The organism is Stenotrophomonas sp. TWI377 (assembly GCF_039674525.1).
Taxonomy (GTDB): domain Bacteria; phylum Pseudomonadota; class Gammaproteobacteria; order Xanthomonadales; family Xanthomonadaceae; genus Stenotrophomonas.
The window spans coordinates 78,001-94,103 of the sequence record NZ_JBDJNT010000013.1; the positions used below are offsets into that span (position 1 = coordinate 78,001).

General features: G+C 66.6%; 14 protein-coding genes. 10 read left to right on the forward strand and 4 right to left on the reverse strand.

Going from position 1 to position 16,103, the window contains the following annotated elements:
* Positions 1 to 93: 93 nt before the first annotated feature.
* The 8 genes from ABE546_RS12550 (at position 94) to ABE546_RS12585 (ending at position 6,861) form a co-directional block, all read left to right on the forward strand.
* Positions 94 to 450, forward strand: a complete 357-nt coding sequence (locus ABE546_RS12550; RefSeq protein WP_346463914.1) for a DUF1801 domain-containing protein — start codon at positions 94 to 96, stop codon at positions 448 to 450.
* Positions 451 to 563: 113 nt separating this feature from the next.
* Positions 564 to 1,688, forward strand: a complete 1,125-nt coding sequence (locus tag ABE546_RS12555) for a metallophosphoesterase (RefSeq protein WP_346463916.1) — start codon at positions 564 to 566, stop codon at positions 1,686 to 1,688.
* 17 nt (positions 1,689 to 1,705) lie between these two features.
* Positions 1,706 to 2,539: an alpha/beta hydrolase-fold protein gene (locus ABE546_RS12560; RefSeq protein WP_313217559.1), complete on the forward strand. Its 834-nt coding sequence runs from the start codon at positions 1,706 to 1,708 to the stop codon at positions 2,537 to 2,539.
* A gap of 82 nt (positions 2,540 to 2,621) precedes the next feature.
* On the forward strand, positions 2,622 to 3,056 hold the full coding sequence (locus ABE546_RS12565; RefSeq protein WP_313212045.1) for a pyridoxamine 5'-phosphate oxidase family protein: 435 nt from the start codon (positions 2,622 to 2,624) through the stop codon (positions 3,054 to 3,056).
* A gap of 3 nt (positions 3,057 to 3,059) precedes the next feature.
* Complete coding sequence (locus ABE546_RS12570) at positions 3,060 to 3,815, forward strand: DUF72 domain-containing protein (protein WP_346463918.1); 756 nt, start codon at positions 3,060 to 3,062, stop codon at positions 3,813 to 3,815.
* Positions 3,808 to 4,620 carry a DNA-formamidopyrimidine glycosylase family protein gene (locus tag ABE546_RS12575; RefSeq protein WP_346463920.1) on the forward strand — a complete coding sequence of 271 codons (813 nt, stop codon included), beginning with the start codon at positions 3,808 to 3,810 and terminating at the stop codon, positions 4,618 to 4,620. Before ABE546_RS12570 ends, ABE546_RS12575 begins: the two co-directional genes overlap by 8 nt.
* 121 nt (positions 4,621 to 4,741) lie before the next feature.
* Complete coding sequence (locus ABE546_RS12580) at positions 4,742 to 5,419, forward strand: methyltransferase domain-containing protein (protein ID WP_121043308.1); 678 nt, start codon at positions 4,742 to 4,744, stop codon at positions 5,417 to 5,419.
* A gap of 215 nt (positions 5,420 to 5,634) precedes the next feature.
* A complete protein-coding gene (locus ABE546_RS12585) occupies positions 5,635 to 6,861 on the forward strand; it encodes an MFS transporter (protein WP_346463957.1) in 1,227 nt (408 codons plus the stop codon).
* Between the two features lie 232 nt (positions 6,862 to 7,093).
* Here ABE546_RS12585 and ABE546_RS12590 read toward each other — a convergent pair whose 3' ends face one another.
* From ABE546_RS12590 to ABE546_RS12605, 4 genes are all read right to left on the reverse strand, one after another.
* Positions 7,094 to 9,292 carry a TonB-dependent siderophore receptor gene (locus tag ABE546_RS12590; RefSeq protein ID WP_346463922.1) on the reverse strand — a complete coding sequence of 733 codons (2,199 nt, stop codon included), beginning with the start codon at positions 9,290 to 9,292 and terminating at the stop codon, positions 7,094 to 7,096.
* Between the two features lie 331 nt (positions 9,293 to 9,623).
* Positions 9,624 to 11,315, reverse strand: coding sequence for a malate dehydrogenase (quinone) (gene mqo, locus ABE546_RS12595; protein ID WP_346463924.1), 1,692 nt, complete (start codon positions 11,313 to 11,315; stop codon positions 9,624 to 9,626).
* 152 nt (positions 11,316 to 11,467) lie between these two features.
* On the reverse strand, positions 11,468 to 12,052 hold the full coding sequence (locus tag ABE546_RS12600) for a hypothetical protein (protein ID WP_046273024.1): 585 nt from the start codon (positions 12,050 to 12,052) through the stop codon (positions 11,468 to 11,470).
* Positions 12,053 to 12,169: 117 nt separating this feature from the next.
* Positions 12,170 to 13,075, reverse strand: a complete 906-nt coding sequence (locus ABE546_RS12605; RefSeq protein ID WP_046272993.1) for a LysR family transcriptional regulator ArgP — start codon at positions 13,073 to 13,075, stop codon at positions 12,170 to 12,172.
* Positions 13,076 to 13,209: 134 nt separating this feature from the next.
* On the opposite strand from ABE546_RS12605, the gene ABE546_RS12610 reads away from it, so the two are divergent.
* Both ABE546_RS12610 and ABE546_RS12615 read left to right on the forward strand, forming a co-directional pair.
* Positions 13,210 to 13,845: a LysE family transporter gene (locus ABE546_RS12610; RefSeq protein ID WP_019184554.1), complete on the forward strand. Its 636-nt coding sequence runs from the start codon at positions 13,210 to 13,212 to the stop codon at positions 13,843 to 13,845.
* A 149-nt stretch (positions 13,846 to 13,994) separates the two neighbouring features.
* Positions 13,995 to 15,962, forward strand: a complete 1,968-nt coding sequence (locus ABE546_RS12615) for a S9 family peptidase (protein ID WP_346463926.1) — start codon at positions 13,995 to 13,997, stop codon at positions 15,960 to 15,962.
* Positions 15,963 to 16,103 lie beyond the last annotated feature (141 nt).

Consider the following 16,103-nt stretch of genomic DNA (forward strand, 5'->3'; position numbering starts at 1 on the left):
TCCGCTTCCCTTTGACCTCCGGCAGCCAGCGCAACGCCCGTGCGCCCCCGCGCGCTGCGGCAGCCAGCGAGCCGTCCGCATCGCAGCAGATCGATGCGCGCAGCCAGTCGCATCCGCCGCCTGATCCACGAGGTCGATCCGGCGGTGGTGGACACCTGGAAGTGGCGAGGCGTGCCCGTGTGGGAGCACAGCGGCATCCTGTGTACCGGCGAGACCGACAAGGCGGCCGTGACGCTGACCTTCGCCAAGGGCGCGGCGCTGCCCGATCCCAAGGGGCTGTTCAATGCGAGCCTGGAGGGCAACACCCGCCGCGCCATCGATCTGCACGACGGCGAAACGATCCACCCGACCGCGTTCAAGGCCTTGATCCGCGCCGCGATCGCGCGCAAGCGTGCAGCGAAGCCCCCTGCCGCTGCAGCGCGTGCGAAAGCAAGCCAGCGCTCTGCCTGAATCATCACGACCTCCTGCACTGGAACACGCCGCGCGATTCGGCAACGATAAAGGGCTGGGCGAGGCGGCAGCGATGCGGCCGGCCCATTCCCCCACGTTTCCAGGATGTGCCTGTGCTGAGTGTGATCGGCTGTTTGCTTGCGTTGTATCTGGTGTGGCGCGTGATCTGGCCGCTGCGGTTGTCGCGTCCGGTGCGGATCGTACTGGGCCTGCTGGTGGTCGCACTGGCGCTGCACCACCGGATCGTGGCCCAGTTCGCTGGGACCATGGCCTCGCCCGAGATTCCCAAAGCGGTGATCGCGGTGCTTGCGACCGGGTTCACCACGCTGCTGATCAGTGCGGTGTTCGTGTTGGTGCTGGATGCGCTGCTGCTGATCGCGCACCTGGTCCGGGCGCGGCGCGTGCTGCCGATGCTGCGCGCGGCGTGGCTGCGCCCTGCAGCGGGCACGTTGGCGCTGCTGCTGTCCGCCTATGGCATCTGGCAGGGCATGGCGGTCCCCAAGCCGCGGCAGATCGAGGTGGCCATCGAGGGGCTGCCGGCCGCGTTTGACGGCTACCGCGTGCTGCAGCTCACCGACATCCACGCCAGCCGCCTGCTCACCGGTGCCTGGGTGGAGAAGGTAGTCACCGAGAGCAATGCCCTGCATCCGGATCTGGTGGTGATCACCGGGGATCTGATCGACGGCAGCGTCAGCGCCCGCGCCAACGACTTTGCGCCGCTGGCCAGGCTGCATGCGCCCGATGGCGTCATCGCGATCACCGGCAATCATGAGTACTACGCGCAGTACGCCGAGTGGATGCAGGCCTTCCGCGGGCAGGGCATGCAGGTGCTGGAGAACACCCACACGCAGGTCCAGCGTGACGGTGCGACGTTGACCATCGCCGGTGTCACCGATCCAGTGGCCGCGCGCTACGGTCTGCCCATGCCGGACCTGACGGCCGCACTGGCCGGGGCGGACCCGCAGGCGCCGGTGATCCTGCTCGACCATCGTCCGGTGGAAGCACGCGCGAATGCCGCGAAGGGCGTGGCGCTGCAGCTCTCCGGCCACACCCACGGCGGCCACATCGTCGGCATGGACCAGCTGGTCAAGCGCGCCAATGGCGGCTTTGTGTCCGGGCGCTACGAGGTGGATGGCATGACGTTGTATGTCAGCAACGGTGCCGGGCTGTGGCCGGGCTTCGCGGCACGTATCGGCGTGCCGTCCGAGATCACGCTGATCACGCTGCGGCCGCGCTGATGGTGTGTGGATGCGCCATGCCCGGGGTAGTGCTGCCGGACACCGAGGCCTGGACAATGCACGATCCAGTAGGCCGCGATTATCCGATCTGGGTGTCCCTGCCGGCCGGCTACGCGCGGGAGACACACCTGCGCTACCCGGTGCTGTATGTCACCGATGCGCTGTACAGCTTTCCGCTCGCGCGCAGCGTGCGCAACATGGTCGGGCAGGGTGGTGCGCATCTGGCGCCCTTCATCCTGATTGGCCTGCCACCGCAGGACGGGTTGAGCTCGCAGCAGAGCCGCTCGCGTGATTACACCCCGACCCGGCCCACCCGCAGTCCCGGGGACGAGTACACCGATGGCATCACCTACGGCGGCGCCGCGCACTACCGGGATTTCCTGGCGCAGCACGTGCTGCCGCAGGTCGAGGCGCGCTACCGGACCGATCCAGCGCAGCGGGCGTTCGCCGGCCATTCCTACGGCGGTCTGTTCGGCGCATTCGTGTTGCTGACGCGTCCGGCGATGTTCCAGCGCTACATCCTGTCCAGTCCTTCGCTGTGGTTCGATCAGCATGTGATCGAGCGGATCGAGGCGGACTACGCCAGTGCGCATGCGGATCTTGACGCCCGCGTGCTGCTGTCGATCGGCGCGCACGAAACCCCGGCCTCCGATGCGCCGTTCGCCGCCCGCAACGACATGGTCGCGCATACCCAGGCCTTTGCCGACCGCCTGCGCGGGCGCGGGTATCCCGGCCTGCAGCTGGAGACACGCGTGGTGCCGGATGAGGATCACCTGACGGTATATCCGGCGATGCTCACCCGTGCTCTGTTGGCGTTGTTCCCCAATGGGAGCACCTTCCGGACCGTGTGAAATTTCCGCCAGTGGCTGTGCACGCCTCGGTCACCGGGCTGCGCGGAGGCTGGGCGCACGAGCCCTGACCCCCGGAGATTCCATGACCACGCTGACCCTGCCCGAACTGGCCAAGAAGATGGCCGGCATCGATTTCGCGATGCTGCAGACCCACACCGCCAGCGGCGAGATCGCCGGCCGGCCGATGAGCAACAACGGCGATGTCGACTACGATGGCGACAGCTACTTTTTCGCCTTCGACAGCGCCGACATGGTGGCCGAGATCGAGCGCGACCCGAAAGTGGCGCTGTCCTTCACCGGCAGCAAATCGCTGCTGGGCAAGCCGCCGCTGTTCGTGGCCGTGGAAGGCCATGCCACGCTCAGCCGCGACCGTGCGACCCTGCAGGCGCATTGGGTCCCGGACCTGGAGCGGTGGTTCAAGCAGGGCGTGGATACGCCTGGCATCGTGCTGATCCAGGTCAAGGCGACCCGCATCCACTACTGGTCGGGCGAGGACGACGGCGAGATCCGCCTGTAAGCGATGCCTGCCCCGTCGATCAAGATCGGATGCGCAGGCTGGTCGATTCCCAGCCGTTACGCCGCATTGACCGGCGCGGGCGAGAGCATGCTCGCGCGCTACGCAACGCGGTTCCCGGTGGTGGAGATCAACTCCTCTTTTTATCGGCCGCACCAGCAGCGCACGTATGAACGCTGGGCGGCGAGCGTGCCGGCCACGTTCCGGTTCTCGGTGAAGCTGCCCAAGGCCATCTCGCATGAGGCGGCCCTGCGCGGTTGCGGTCCGGCGCTGGACCGCTTCCTTGAGGAAACCGCCGGCCTGGGCCGCACGTTCGGCGGGCTGCTGCTGCAGCTGCCGCCGAGTCATGCCTTCGATGCGCGGGTGGCGGCCGGCTTCTTCGGCATGCTGCGCCGTCGCACCGCTGTGCGCGTGGTCTGCGAGCCGCGCCATGCCAGCTGGTTCACGCCGCAGGCCGACGCGCTGCTGCAGCGGCATGCGATCGGGCGTGTCGGCGCGGACCCTGCGCGGGTTCCCGAGGCTGCCCAGCCGGGCGGTGACGCCAGATGGCGCTACTGGCGATGGCATGGGGCGCCACGCATGTATTACAGCGACTATGACGACGCAGCACTGCGGGATTTGGCCACGACGGTTGCTGCGCGGACAGCAGGTGCGCGCTGGGTAATCTTCGACAACACTGCCCATGGGTTCGCCATCGCCAATGCGGCGCGGCTGCAGGACCTGCTCGGCGCCGCCACCCTCCAGGAGCCCGCCCATGCCTGAAGGTCCCTCCATCGTCATCCTGCGTGAGGCCGCCGCCAAGTTCCGCGGCAAGACCGTGCGCCTGGCCACCGGCAACAGTACGTTGGACCTGACCCGCATGGAGGGGCGGCGGGTGGTGGCCCTGCGCAGCTGGGGCAAGCACTTCCTGATCGAGTTTCGCGGCTTCAGCCTACGCGTTCACATGCTGATGTTCGGCAGCTACCGCATCGATGAGCGCAAGCCGTCGCCACCGCGGGTGTCGCTGCAGTTCGACAACGGCGAGCTCAACATCTATGCCTCGTCGGTGAAGTACATCGACGGCGCGCTGGAGGACACCTACGACTGGCGCGGGGATGTGATGGACCCGGCCTGGGATCCCAGGCTGGCGCGCAGGAAGCTCAAGCAGCAGCCCGAAACGTTGATCTGCGACGCGCTGCTGGACCAGGAGATCTTTGCCGGCGTCGGCAATATCATCAAGAACGAAGTGCTGTTCCGCACGCGTGTGCATCCCGAATCCACGGTGGGTGCGCTTCCGCCACGCAAGTTGGGCGAGATCATCAAACAGGCGCGGCAGTACAGTTTCGATTTCCTGGACTGGAAGCGGCAGTTCGTATTGCGCCAGCATTGGCTCGTGCATACCAAGCGCACCTGTCCCCACTGCGGCGGGCCGATCAGCAAGACCTACCCGGGCACGACCCGGCGGCGGGCGTTCTTCTGCCCGGTGTGCCAGGTGCGCTACGGCGCCGCGCCTGCCGGGCGCAACGCCGCGCCGAACGCACGCAAGGCCGCCCCGAGGCGTTCAGCCAGGTCCTCGCCCATGGCGTAGGATGGGGGCAACACGCACGTACGCGCGTCCTGCGCGATCGACACCTGATCGCCTTCGCTCCTTTCTCAGAGTCGTTCATGCCGCCCGCGGAATGAAGACTCCCGTGTCCCACGGAGCGCACATGCCGGGCTATACCACCCGCATTCTCACCATCCCGGTCGGCGGGCACGACTTCCGTATCCGCGCGCTCAGCGATCTGCAGCAGTTTTCCGATCCCACCGGACGTGCCCAGCGGGCCGGCATCCACTCTTCGTTGTGGAGCCTGTTCGGTCAGATCTGGCCGGCCGGCCGCGCGCTGGCCGATACCATGAGCCACTTCGACGTGACCGGTAAGCGGATCCTGGAGCTGGGCTGCGGGCTGGGCCTGTCCAGCCTGGTGCTGGCCCATCGCGGCGCGGATGTCGTGGCGACCGACCACCATCCACTGGCCGAATCCTTCCTGGCCTACAACGCCGGCCTCAACGACCTGCCGGCGGTGACCTACCGTGACCTGCCCTGGGAGGTCCCTGACGGTTCGCTGGGGCGCTTCGACCTGATCATCGGCAGCGACATCCTCTACGAACGAGGGCATGCCCATCAGATCGCGGCGATGATGCTACGGCACGCCAAGCCCGATGCCGAGCTGCTGATCACCGATCCCGGCCGCGGCAACGTGGGCTCGTTCTCGCGTGGCATGGCCCTGCAGGGCTTCGATGTGACCGAGGAACTGGGGCTGTTCGAAGATGAAGGCAATGCGCCAGGCAACGGCCGCCTGCTGAGCTATCGGCGGGGTGCGGTGCGGCCGGCGGCCGTGGCCTGAGCACAGGCAGGGCGTGTTGCGACACGACCGCTCTCCTGTGACGCGGCCTGCAGATCGACTGGCGTAGGCTGTCGCCGTCCAGATGCGGCCCAGGCGGCCGGGAGTCCCTCGATGCAATCTCGCCCACTGCCGCGCCGCGAAGGCCTGCGTGTTTCCAGGATGCAGGCTTGAGCACGGCCGCTACCGCGCCCACGGCGCGCCCGCAGACGCGCTCGATGGTCATCGCCGGCCTCTCCACCGTGGTGGAGTGGTACGACTTCACCCTTTACCTGTATCTGGCCACGGTGTTGTCGCGCGTGTTTTTCGGTGGCGGCGAGAATGCGTTGCTGGCCACCTTGGCCGGGTTTGCCGTGTCGTATCTGATGCGTCCCTTGGGGGCACTGGTCTTCGGCCATCTCGGCGACCGTTTCGGGCGGCGCTACATGCTGCTGGCCTCGATGTTGCTGATGACGGTTGCGATGCTGGCCACCGCGCTGCTGCCCACCTTCGAGAGCATTGGCGCGACCGCTGGTGTGCTGCTGTTGCTGCTGCGCTGCCTGATGGCCTTTTCGGTCGGCGGCGAATACACCGGCGTGGTGGCGTATCTGCTGGAAACCGCACCCGTGCGCAGGCGCGGGCTGGTCACCTCACTGGCGTCGGCCGCGAGCGAAGTGGGGGCCCTGCTGGCGGTGGCGTTGTCGGCGCTGACCGTCGCGCTGCTGAGCACCGCGCAGCTGGATGGCTGGGGCTGGCGGATTCCGTTCTTCGTCGGCGCGGCGCTGGCGGGGGCGATCCTGCTGGCGCGCTCGACCATGCACGAATCGCCGGAGTTCAAGCGGCAACAGGCCGAGGGCACCGTGCCGACGTCGCCGATCCGCGATAGCTGGCGGCACCACAAGCCCGCGATTGCGCGCACGTTTGCGATCTCCGCACTGGGCTCGATCACCTATTACGTCGGCATCACCTATGTGCCCGCATTCCTCGGTTCCGTGGGGCAGGTGAGTGAATCGGAGGCGTTGTGGCTGTCCACGGTCGCGGCGGTGGCGGTGATCGTGGTGACGCCGCTGGCAGGCGCGTTGTCCGACCGGGTCGGGCGCCGCCCCGTGTTGATCGCGCTGGCCGCGCTGTCGGCGCTGCTGCCGTTGACGATGTTCTCGGTGATGGCCGGCGGCAGCACCGTGGCGATCGGTCTGGCGGCGGTGGTGCTGGCGTGTCTGGCCGGTGGGGTGAGTGCGGTGGCGGCCCCTGCCACGGCCGAGCAGTTCCCCGGCGAAGGGCGGCTCAGCGGGCTGGCCCTGGGCGTCACCATGGCCACGGCGTTCTTTGGCGGTGCTACGCCCTTGCTGGCCGAACTGCTGGTGCGGCATACCGGCTGGTCGTCGGCCCCCGGGGCGATGATCGCGGTGGTCGCGATACTGGTACTGCCGGTGATGTGGACGCTGCGCGAGACGCGGCCCCGGTAGGGCCGGCCGCTGGCCGGCTCCACGCAGGATGGTGAGAAGGTAGTGCCGGCCGCTGGCCGGCTCCACGCAGGATGCTGAGAAGGTAGTGCCGGCCGCTGGCCGGCTCCACGCAATGTCGGGTCTTCGAGGAGCCGGCCAGCGGCCGGCACTACCTGTTTACGGTGGGTCGCCACAAAAAAAACGGGCCGCCCGAAGGCGACCCGTTCGTTCAACACAGCGATGTCGTCAGGCCTCAGTATTTCCAGCGCAGGCTCAGCGCGACAAAACGCGGCTCGCCGTAGTTGTTGTAATCCAGGTTGGCCCAGTAGGTCTTGTCCAGCGCATTGCGCACGCTCAACGTCGCCGTCCAGCTGTCGCTGAGGCGGTAGTTGGCGTTGAACTGCACCAGCGCGTACGCCGGCTGGTTCACCGTGACCGTGCCGCCGAGCGGATAGGGGACGTTGTAGCCCTGCACCTTGCTCTGCCACTGCACGCCGGCACCCACGCTCAAGCGCTCCAAGGCACCGCGCAGCCGCACCTGGGTGTTGAGCTGCAGCAGATCTTCGGCCGGGTTGGCGTACAGCAGATCGGTGGCGGCACGGGTGACCTTGACGTGGGTGAAGCCGGCATTGACCGTCCAGCCCGGCAGGATCTCGCCGTTGACGTCCACTTCCCAGCCGCGTGCCTTGGTGCCGTTGATGCCGATGTAAGCCGAGCTGCCATCGCTGAGCGAGCGCTCCGGCACGCTCGTGTCGAGCACCGCGTAGTTGTCCTGCTTGGCCTCGAACACCGCGGCATTGGCGGTCAGGCGACCATCGAACCACTGCGACTTGATGCCCGCTTCCAGATTGGAGCCTTCCACCGGTGCCAGCAGGTTTTCGTTGCGGTCCTTGAAATTCTGCGGGTTGAAGATTTCGGTGTAGCTGGCATACGCCGCCACCTGCGGGGTGATGTCGTACACCAGTCCCACATAAGGCGTGACTTCATCCGTCACTTTGTAAGCGCCGCTGGTGCCGGTGTACGCGCCGGCCGCGTTGTAGGAACGGGACAGCGTTTCCCAACGGCTCAGGCGCGCACCGGCAATCAAGGCCAGCGGATCGGCCAGGCGCAGGCGGGTGGCCACGTAGACGCCGCTCTGCGTGGTCTTGGCAACGCGGCGTGCGCCGGTACGCGCGTAGGTCACCTCGGAGATGTCGCCATCCCACGTGCGGATATCCGGGATGTAGTAGCAGCGCTCGGTCCCGCAACGTGCCCAATCGGTGGGATAGCGCAGCGCGATGGTGTTGGTGGTGCCTTCCAGATCCGCCCACTGCCCACCCACGGTCAGGTCGTGCTCGCGGCCGAACAAGGAGAACGTGCCGCTCAGGTAGGCATCCACGTTGCGGCGGGTGTCTTCGGAATCGCCGGCGGCGGTGCGCAGGAAGATGCCCGCACCGGTGGTCGGATCCGGGTAGCCGCTGCCGTACACGCGCACGTTCTGCACGTTGCCCTGGGTGTAGGCGGTGTTGATCTTCAGCAGCCAGTTCTCGCCGAAGCGCTGCTCCAGGTTGGCGAAAGCGGTGCTGGTCTCGCGCTGCCAGTAGCTCCACTTCGGCGCGACGTTGGTCGAACGCGGCAGATGGGCGAAGTCGCCCTGGCTGTTGAAGAACGGCACCGTGCCCCAGGTCGAGCCAACCGGATTGTTGTCCTGGGTCTGGTAGCCGACGGTCAGCGTGGTGCTGTCGGTCAGGTCACCTTCCAGCACGGCCATGCCGGCCATCTTGTTCTCGTGGTAGCGGTCGTAATACAGATCGTGGTCGGTGTAGGCGGCAACCACTCGGCTGCGGAAACGGCCGTCAGCGGTCAACGGCGCGGTCACGTCGGCTTCCATGCGCTGGTAGTCCCAGCTGCCGGCGCTGACCGAGAAGGAGGCATCGAACTCCTTGCCCGGGCGCTTGCGCAGCAGGTTGACCGTCGCCGATGGCACGCCTGCGCCGCTCAGCAGGCCGTTGGCGCCGCGGATCACTTCGACCCGATCGTAGAACGCGGTGTCATATTCCTGGTTGGTCGAGCCGCTGTAGGTGGGGATGCCATCGACCTGGAAATCGGTGATGGGAAAACCGCGTGCGTAATACAGCGGGCGCTGGGTGTCGTAGAACGAGACGCTCACGCCGGTGACGTTGCGCATGACGTCGTTGATGCTGAACAGCGATTCGTCCTGCAGGCGCTGAAGGCCGATCGACGTCGCCGACTGCGGGGTTTCCTGCAGGCTGATCGGCAGGCGGGTGGTGCTCGAGGGCGCGGCCCGTGCACCCACCACGCTGACCTTGTCCAACGTCTTGGCATCGGCAGCGCTGCTGGCGTCTGCCAGCGCATCGGCGAAGGCCTGCGGGGCGGTCAGCGAGAGGGCGGAGAGCAGGGCCAGGGCCAGCGGGGCACGGCGGGAGCGGAGCGGGTGGGCGCGGAGCGACATGGGGGTCTCTGGACGGCAGTAGGGAAGGAAGGCAACAGGCAGGCAACGCCGGCGCGCAGGCGCCAGGCACGGTAGGTCCATCCTGGGAAAGCAGGCTGTCGGGCAGCTGCGGGGAGACGGCAGTCCGTTGAGACCGTCCCGTTTCCGTAGCGACACCCCTGCGATGCGCAAATGTAAATCGTTCTCAGTCGCTTTACAATTCTTGAACAATCGGCCGCGTCGGCGTAGAGCGGTCGCGCGGCGGCGCTGGCCCCCAAAAACGCAACCGGCCACCGCGAGGGTGGCCGGAGGGAAACCGTGGCGGAGGCCCGAAGGCCTCGCCGGTGCAGGCTTACAGCGCCTGCAGTTCTTCGTTGGCGTTGCGCTTGGCTTCGGCCGGCTTGGCGGCCGGCGGCGGGGTCAGCATCACCGCGGGGCTGGTCTCGACCGGCACCTCCAGGTACGGCAGCTTCAGGGTCTCGCTGGTCAGGCGGCGGATCTCATTGGTCAGCGCCGGGCTGTCATTGAGCTTGCGGCCATACGACGGGACGATCTGCTTCAGGCGCGCTTCCCAGCCCGCCGCCATCTGCTCCGGGAAGGCTTTCTTGAGCAGGTCCAGCATGATCGGCGGCGAGGTCGAGGCACCCGGCGAGGCGCCGAGCAGGGCGGCCAGGGTGTGGTCCTGGTCGGTCACGATCTCGGTACCGAACTGCAGGATCGAGCCCTTTTCCGGGTCCTTCTTGATGATCTGCACGCGCTGACCGGCGGTCACCAGTTTCCAGTCCTCGCGCTTGGCGTGGGGAAAATACTTGACCAGTTCGGCCTGGCGGTCGTCATCGTTCAGACGTGCCTGGCCCATCAGGTACTTCACCAGGTCCAGATTCTCCAGGCCCACGCCCATCATGCCGGCCACGTTGTTGTGGTTGACCGAGGAGTACAGGTCGAACCACGAGCCATGCTTGAGGAACTTGGTGCTGTACAGCGCGAACGGCCCGAACAGCACCACCGGCTTGCCATCCAGCTTGCGCGCATCCAGGTGCGGCACCGACATCGGCGGCGAGCCGGTTTCGGCCATGCCGTAGGCCTTCACCGAATGCCGGTTGGCGATCGCCGGGTCCTGGAAGGCCAGGAACTGGCCACCGACCGGGAAGCCGGCGTAGTTCTTCGATTCCGGAATGCCCGACAGCTGCAGCAGCTTGAGCGCGGCGCCGCCGGCCCCGATGAACACGAAGCGCGACTTGACCGTGGTCTCGTTGTCGGACTTCAGGTCCTTGACGGTCACGTTCCAGCTCTTGTCATCGTTCTGGCGCAGGGCGCGCACTTCATGGTTGAGGTGCAGCTTGAAGTTCGGGCTGCGTTCCAGGCCCGCGGTCAGCTGGCGGGTGATCACGCCGAAGTTCACGTCGGTGCCCAGCGGCATCCAGGTGGCGGCGACCTTCTGCTTCGGATCGCGGCCTTCCATCAACAGCGGCGCCCACTGCGTGATCTGCGCGGGATCCTCGGAGTACTGCATGCCGTAGAACAGCGGGTTCTTGACCAGCGCCTGCTGACGCTTGTGCAGGTAAGCGATGTTCTCATCCCCCCAGACGAAGCTCATGTGCGGGGTCGGGTTGATGAAATCGCTGGGCTGGCTCAGGCGGCCTTCGCGGATCTGGTGCGACCAGAACTGGCGCGAGATCTCGAACTGCTCGGCGATGCCGACCGCACGCTTGGTCTCGATGCTGCCGTCCGGCAGTTCCGGGGTGTAGTTCAACTCGGCGAACGCGGAATGGCCGGTGCCGGCGTTGTTCCAGCCGTCCGAGCTTTCCAGCGCAACCCCGTCCAGGCGTTCATAGACCTGGATGTTCCAGTCGGGCTGCAGCTCCTGCAGGAAGGTGGCGAGCGTGATGCTCATGATGCCGCCGCCGACCAGGACGACGTCGACCGGCTTGTCGTTGCCGGCGGCCGGGACCGAGCGCTGATGCAGCGGCCAGTACAGGAACAGGGCCGCTGCCAACAGCAACAGCACGAGCAGGCCGAGGACGACCTTCGCTAGTTTTTTCATGGGGATCTCAGGTAGGGAGACATGGGAAGGATGCCGCCGCTGCCGGGAACGCCCGTGAAGACGGGCGTCACAGCGGTACCTTGATCGCAATTTTAGCCCGTTCTGGTACGGATTTGGTGCAACGCAGCATCCGGTGGCTGTGCCGGACCGGCTCAGTCACTGGCGAGAGTGAAGTACTCCAAGAGGAAATAGCTGGCTTGATAGGCCAGTGCTATCAGAGCCAATACCAGATGCGCACGCTGCTGGCGCAGGGCGAAGCCCAGCCCGGCGATCCCCAGCATCACCACGGTATGCACCCAGTAAGCGTCCCCCAGCATCTGCCAACGGCTGTGGCCCTTGATGGCGGTATCCACCAGATCCAACAGCGTGACCAGCGCCAACATCCCGAAGAAGCCGCCGCGGCGCTGCAGCAGGTAGTTCTCATAGCTGCCGAACTCGCGCACGTCGTCGGGAAACAGCAGCACGCAGAGCAGGTACCACGACGCGCAGTAGGCGATCACGAACAGATACAGCTCGAAGGTCCACTGCCGGACCTCGCCCAGCCGGAACTCCCACCACCAGAAGGTCACCACCGAAATCAGCGCCCAGACCACCCAGCACAGGTGGATCAGCGAGCAGCCGCGTCGTTTGGGGTGCTCGATGATGCCCGCCAGCCCGCGCAGCAGGGTGGTGATGCTCAGGCCGAGGATGATGCTGAGCACCACGCGGATGTGCAGGTAGACCGGATCGGTGTCCATCGACGTGCCCGCGGCTGGGATGCGCCGATGCTGCATCGGGGCGGGTCATCGGATCGTGTAGGACGGCGTGCGGCCCCGATACGACAGCCGACCAGCGGTCGCCTCTACCGGTCGGGGTTATCGTTTCTTGCGCACCAGCGTCGCCGAGGCCGCCAGCACTGCCCGGGTCAGCAGCGCCATCGTCTGTACATCGCCCTTCCAGTGCTGCCAGTACAGCGGCACGTCTTCCCACGCGCGCTGCTTCATGTGCACCAGCCGCCCGGCATCCAGGTGGCGTTTGACCAGCGGCAGCGGGTTCATGGTCCAGCCCAGCCCGCCCAGGTTCGCCTGCACGAACGCGCGGGTGGAAGGAATCCACCAGGTCGGTGCGGTCAGCGGCAGGTCGTTGCCCGCCAGGCGCCGGGCGAAGCGGGCCTGCATGTCGTCCTTGCGGTTGAACACCAGTACCGGCGCCTGGGCCAGCGACTGTGCATTGACCCCCTTGGCGAAGTACTGCTCATGGAAGGCCGGGGTGCAGGTGGCGGCGTAGCGGATGCTGCCCAGCGCGTGGATCTGGCAGCCCTGCACCGGCTCGTCCAGGGTGGTCACCGCGCCCAGCACGGCCCCCTGGCGCAGCAGGGCCACGGTGTGGTCCTGGTCTTCCGAGCGCAGGTCCAGGGTGGTGCCGGTCTGCCGCGCGAACTGCAGGGCGGCCTCGGGGAACCAGGTCTCCAGGCTGTCATGGTTCACCGCCACGGGGATGCTGGCGTGCGGCAGGTCCTCATCGGCGATGCCCATGCGGTGCAGCGCATCGTGCTCGAGCAGGGCGGTCTGTTCGGCCAGCTGCACCAGCACCTGGCCCTCGGTGGTGGCGACCGCCGGGGAGGAGCGTTTGACCAGCAGGCGGCCGACCCGATCCTCCAGCGCCTTGACCCGCTGGGAGACGGCCGAGGCGGTGACATTGAGCGACTGCGCGGCCCGTTCGAAGCTGCCTTCCCGGATCACCGCCGCCAGGGCGCGGAGCTGGGCATGGTCGATGCGCATGATCTTAAGTTCCGCTAAAGATGGTTAAGTAAGTTTAGCTCTACTTTTTCATGGTGCGGCGCGACAATATGCGCCATCCGGTGCTGTACGCCTTGGCGAGGCACCGCCCCCCAGCACGACACAGGTGGTATCCCATGTTTTCGATCATTTCCGGCGGCGCCGGGCTGAGCGCGTGGCTCAGTGGTGCCGCAACCGGCATCGGCCTGTTTGCGGTGGTCGGCGCGCAGAGCGCGTTCATCCTGCGCCAGGGCATCCTGCGCAAGCACATCATTCCGGTGGTGGCGACGTGTGCCGCCATCGATGGCATCTTCATCTTCGCCAGCGTGGCCGGCCTGCGCACGCTGACCCAGGCGCTGCCGTGGCTCACCACCGTGGTGCTGTGGGGCGGCGTCGCCTTCCTGGCCTGGTACGCCTGGCAGTCGGCGCGGCGCGCGCTGGCCGGCGGTGGCGGCATGCACGTGGACGAGGGCGACAGCACCTCGCGCCGCGCGGTGCTGATCTCGGCGGTCGGTTTCTCGCTGATCAATCCGCATTTCTGGCTGGACATGATGGTGATCGGCGGCATCGCCGAGAACTTCGGCAATGCGCGCATGGCCTTCGCCGCCGGCGTGTTCACCGCCAGCTGCCTGTGGCTGACCGCCCAGGGCCTGGGGGCACGCCTGCTGGCGCCACTGTTCACCAAGCCCAAGACCTGGCGCATCCTCGACGGCACCATCGCGGTGATTCTGTCGATCCTGGCGCTCAGCCTCGCGTTCCGCGGCATGCATTGAACTCTCTCCTCGATGCAGGTCCTGGAAATGGCACCGTTCGCGGTGCCATTTTTTTTTGCACCAACAGTAATATCCCTCTGGTTGGCGGCTCGATCTTCCGCCTAGAATCGCGATCCCGGACATGAGGTCCGATGCAGCAGGGGGAAAGGATGAAGCACGTACAAAGGTTGGGATTGCTGGTATTGCTGGCCATCACGGGCCAGGCCGGCGCGGTGGATCTGGAGCGCTACCTGCGCCGGGATGCCTTCACCGATATCAAGATTTCGCCGAACGGCGACTATTACGCGGCCACCGTGCCGATGGAAGATCGCACCGCCCTGGCGATTCTGCGCAGGAACGGGGGCGAGGTGGTGGGCTCGTTCGTGCCGCCCAGGAACAACCACGCCGATCATTTCGACTGGGTCAGCGCAGAACGTGTGCTGATCGGCCTGGCCGAGAAGCAGGGCTCGCTGGACCAGCCGCGCATGACTGGCGAGCTGTATGCCATGAACGCCAACGGCAGGCGCGGCGAGCTGCTGGTCGGCTACCGCGCGCAGGACAACGGCCCGGGTACCCGCATCCAGCAGAAAAAAGTGGAGGCCGTGGCCGCGTTCCTCGCCGATGATCTGCCCGCGGACGAGCGCAACGTGCTGGTCACGATCTGGCCATTCAACGATGACCCGTTCACCCGTGCCGACCGGATGGATGTCACCACCGGCCGTCGCCAGACCGTGGCGCGCTCGCCCGTACGCCGCGCCGATTTCGTCACTGACAACCAGGGTCAGGTACGTTTCGCCCATGGTGCGGGAACCGACAACGTCAACAAGCTGTACTACCGCGAAGGATCGGGCACGACCTGGAAGCTCGTCAACGATGAAGCCTTGAACGGGCGGATCGAAACGGCGATCGGCTTCTCCGAAGACGGTCGGCTTGCGTATTTCAACACCGAGATGCCGCAGGGCCCCGACGCCATCGTGTCCTGGGATCCGGTGACCGAAGAGCGCAGGTTCGTGCTGCGTGATCCCGTGGTGGACGTGCACAAATACATCTACCGGCCCGGCACCTCGATCCCGGTGGGCGCGCTGTACCTGGGTGACACGCCACGCACCCGCTTCTTCGACGAACAGGGCCCCGATGCGCGGTTGTATCGCAGCCTGGAAGCGGCGTTCGGGGGCGATGCGGTCTTCGTCACGTCCAGTACCCGCGACGGCCGGCAGCTGATGGTGGAGGCGTGGTCCGGGCGCAACCCGGGCGATTTCTACATCTTCGACAACGTGGCCAAGAAAGCGGACCACGTCATCAGCCGCAGCAACTGGATCGACCCGGCCGCCACCGCAGAGGTACGCCCGGTGGCCCTGAAGGCACGTGACGGGCTGCCGCTGCACGGCTACCTGACCGTGCCCGCCAAGGCCGCTGCCAAGTCGCTTCCGATGGTGGTGATACCGCACGGCGGGCCTTACGGTCCGTTCGATACCGGCGGGTACGACGCGGAAAGCCAGATGCTTGCCGATGCCGGGTACGCTGTCCTGCAGGTCAACTTCCGCGGCTCGGGCAATTACGGGCGCGCCCATCGGTCCGCAGGTGCCCGCCAGTGGGGCGGCACCATGCAGGACGATCTGACCGATGCAACCCGCTGGGCGATCCGGGAGGGCATTGCCGACGCCTCGCGGATCTGCATCTATGGCGCCAGCTATGGCGGTTATGCGGCGATGATGGGGGCGGCGAAGGAGCCGGCGCTGTACCGGTGCGCCGCCGGGTATGTAGGTGTCTACGACCTGCCGATCATGTTCACCAGTGGCGATATCCAGCGCCGCGGCTCGGGCGAGACCTACCTCAAGGAATGGATCGGCGAGCGCGCCCAGTTGGCGGCGGTATCGCCGGTGAACCTGGCCGACCGCATCAAGGTGCCGGTGTTCCTTGCCGCCGGTGGCGAAGACGAGCGCGCCCCGATCCAGCACACCAGACGGATGGAAGCGGCGCTGAGAAAGGCCGGCGTGCCCGTGGAGGCGTTGTACTACCCGACCGAAGGCCACGGTTTCTACACCGATCCGCACCGCCGCGAGTACTACACCAAGCTGCTGGCGTTCCTGTCCAACAGCCTGGGCGGGGAGACTGCTTCGGCGTCCGCGCAGCCTTGATCGCTTCATTCGGCGTTGTTTGTGAGGGGGGTGCTGGGCACGACAGAATGCAAGTTGTTGCATGGTCCCCGGCGCGACCCCGCGGGATGCTGGACAGCTCTCCCCTTCGGTGTTCTCCAGCATGTGGCGCAACCTCTCCTC

Excerpts from the sequence above, each read along its gene's own strand:
- ABE546_RS12550 (WP_346463914.1), top strand. The coding sequence starts at position 94 with ATGCGCGCAGCCAGTCGCATCCGCCGCCTGATCCACGAGGTCGATCCG.
- ABE546_RS12560 (WP_313217559.1), top strand. The coding sequence starts at position 1,706 with ATGCCCGGGGTAGTGCTGCCGGACACCGAGGCCTGGACAATGCACGAT.
- ABE546_RS12565 (WP_313212045.1), top strand. The coding sequence starts at position 2,622 with ATGACCACGCTGACCCTGCCCGAACTGGCCAAGAAGATGGCCGGCATC.
- ABE546_RS12570 (WP_346463918.1), top strand. The coding sequence starts at position 3,060 with ATGCCTGCCCCGTCGATCAAGATCGGATGCGCAGGCTGGTCGATTCCC.
- ABE546_RS12575 (WP_346463920.1), top strand. The coding sequence starts at position 3,808 with ATGCCTGAAGGTCCCTCCATCGTCATCCTGCGTGAGGCCGCCGCCAAG.
- ABE546_RS12580 (WP_121043308.1), top strand. The coding sequence starts at position 4,742 with ATGCCGGGCTATACCACCCGCATTCTCACCATCCCGGTCGGCGGGCAC.
- ABE546_RS12585 (WP_346463957.1), top strand. The coding sequence starts at position 5,635 with ATGGTCATCGCCGGCCTCTCCACCGTGGTGGAGTGGTACGACTTCACC.
- ABE546_RS12590 (WP_346463922.1), bottom strand. The coding sequence starts at position 9,292 with ATGTCGCTCCGCGCCCACCCGCTCCGCTCCCGCCGTGCCCCGCTGGCC.
- mqo (WP_346463924.1), bottom strand. The coding sequence starts at position 11,315 with ATGAAAAAACTAGCGAAGGTCGTCCTCGGCCTGCTCGTGCTGTTGCTG.
- ABE546_RS12600 (WP_046273024.1), bottom strand. The coding sequence starts at position 12,052 with ATGGACACCGATCCGGTCTACCTGCACATCCGCGTGGTGCTCAGCATC.
- ABE546_RS12605 (WP_046272993.1), bottom strand. The coding sequence starts at position 13,075 with ATGCGCATCGACCATGCCCAGCTCCGCGCCCTGGCGGCGGTGATCCGG.
- ABE546_RS12610 (WP_019184554.1), top strand. The coding sequence starts at position 13,210 with ATGTTTTCGATCATTTCCGGCGGCGCCGGGCTGAGCGCGTGGCTCAGT.
- ABE546_RS12615 (WP_346463926.1), top strand. The coding sequence starts at position 13,995 with ATGAAGCACGTACAAAGGTTGGGATTGCTGGTATTGCTGGCCATCACG.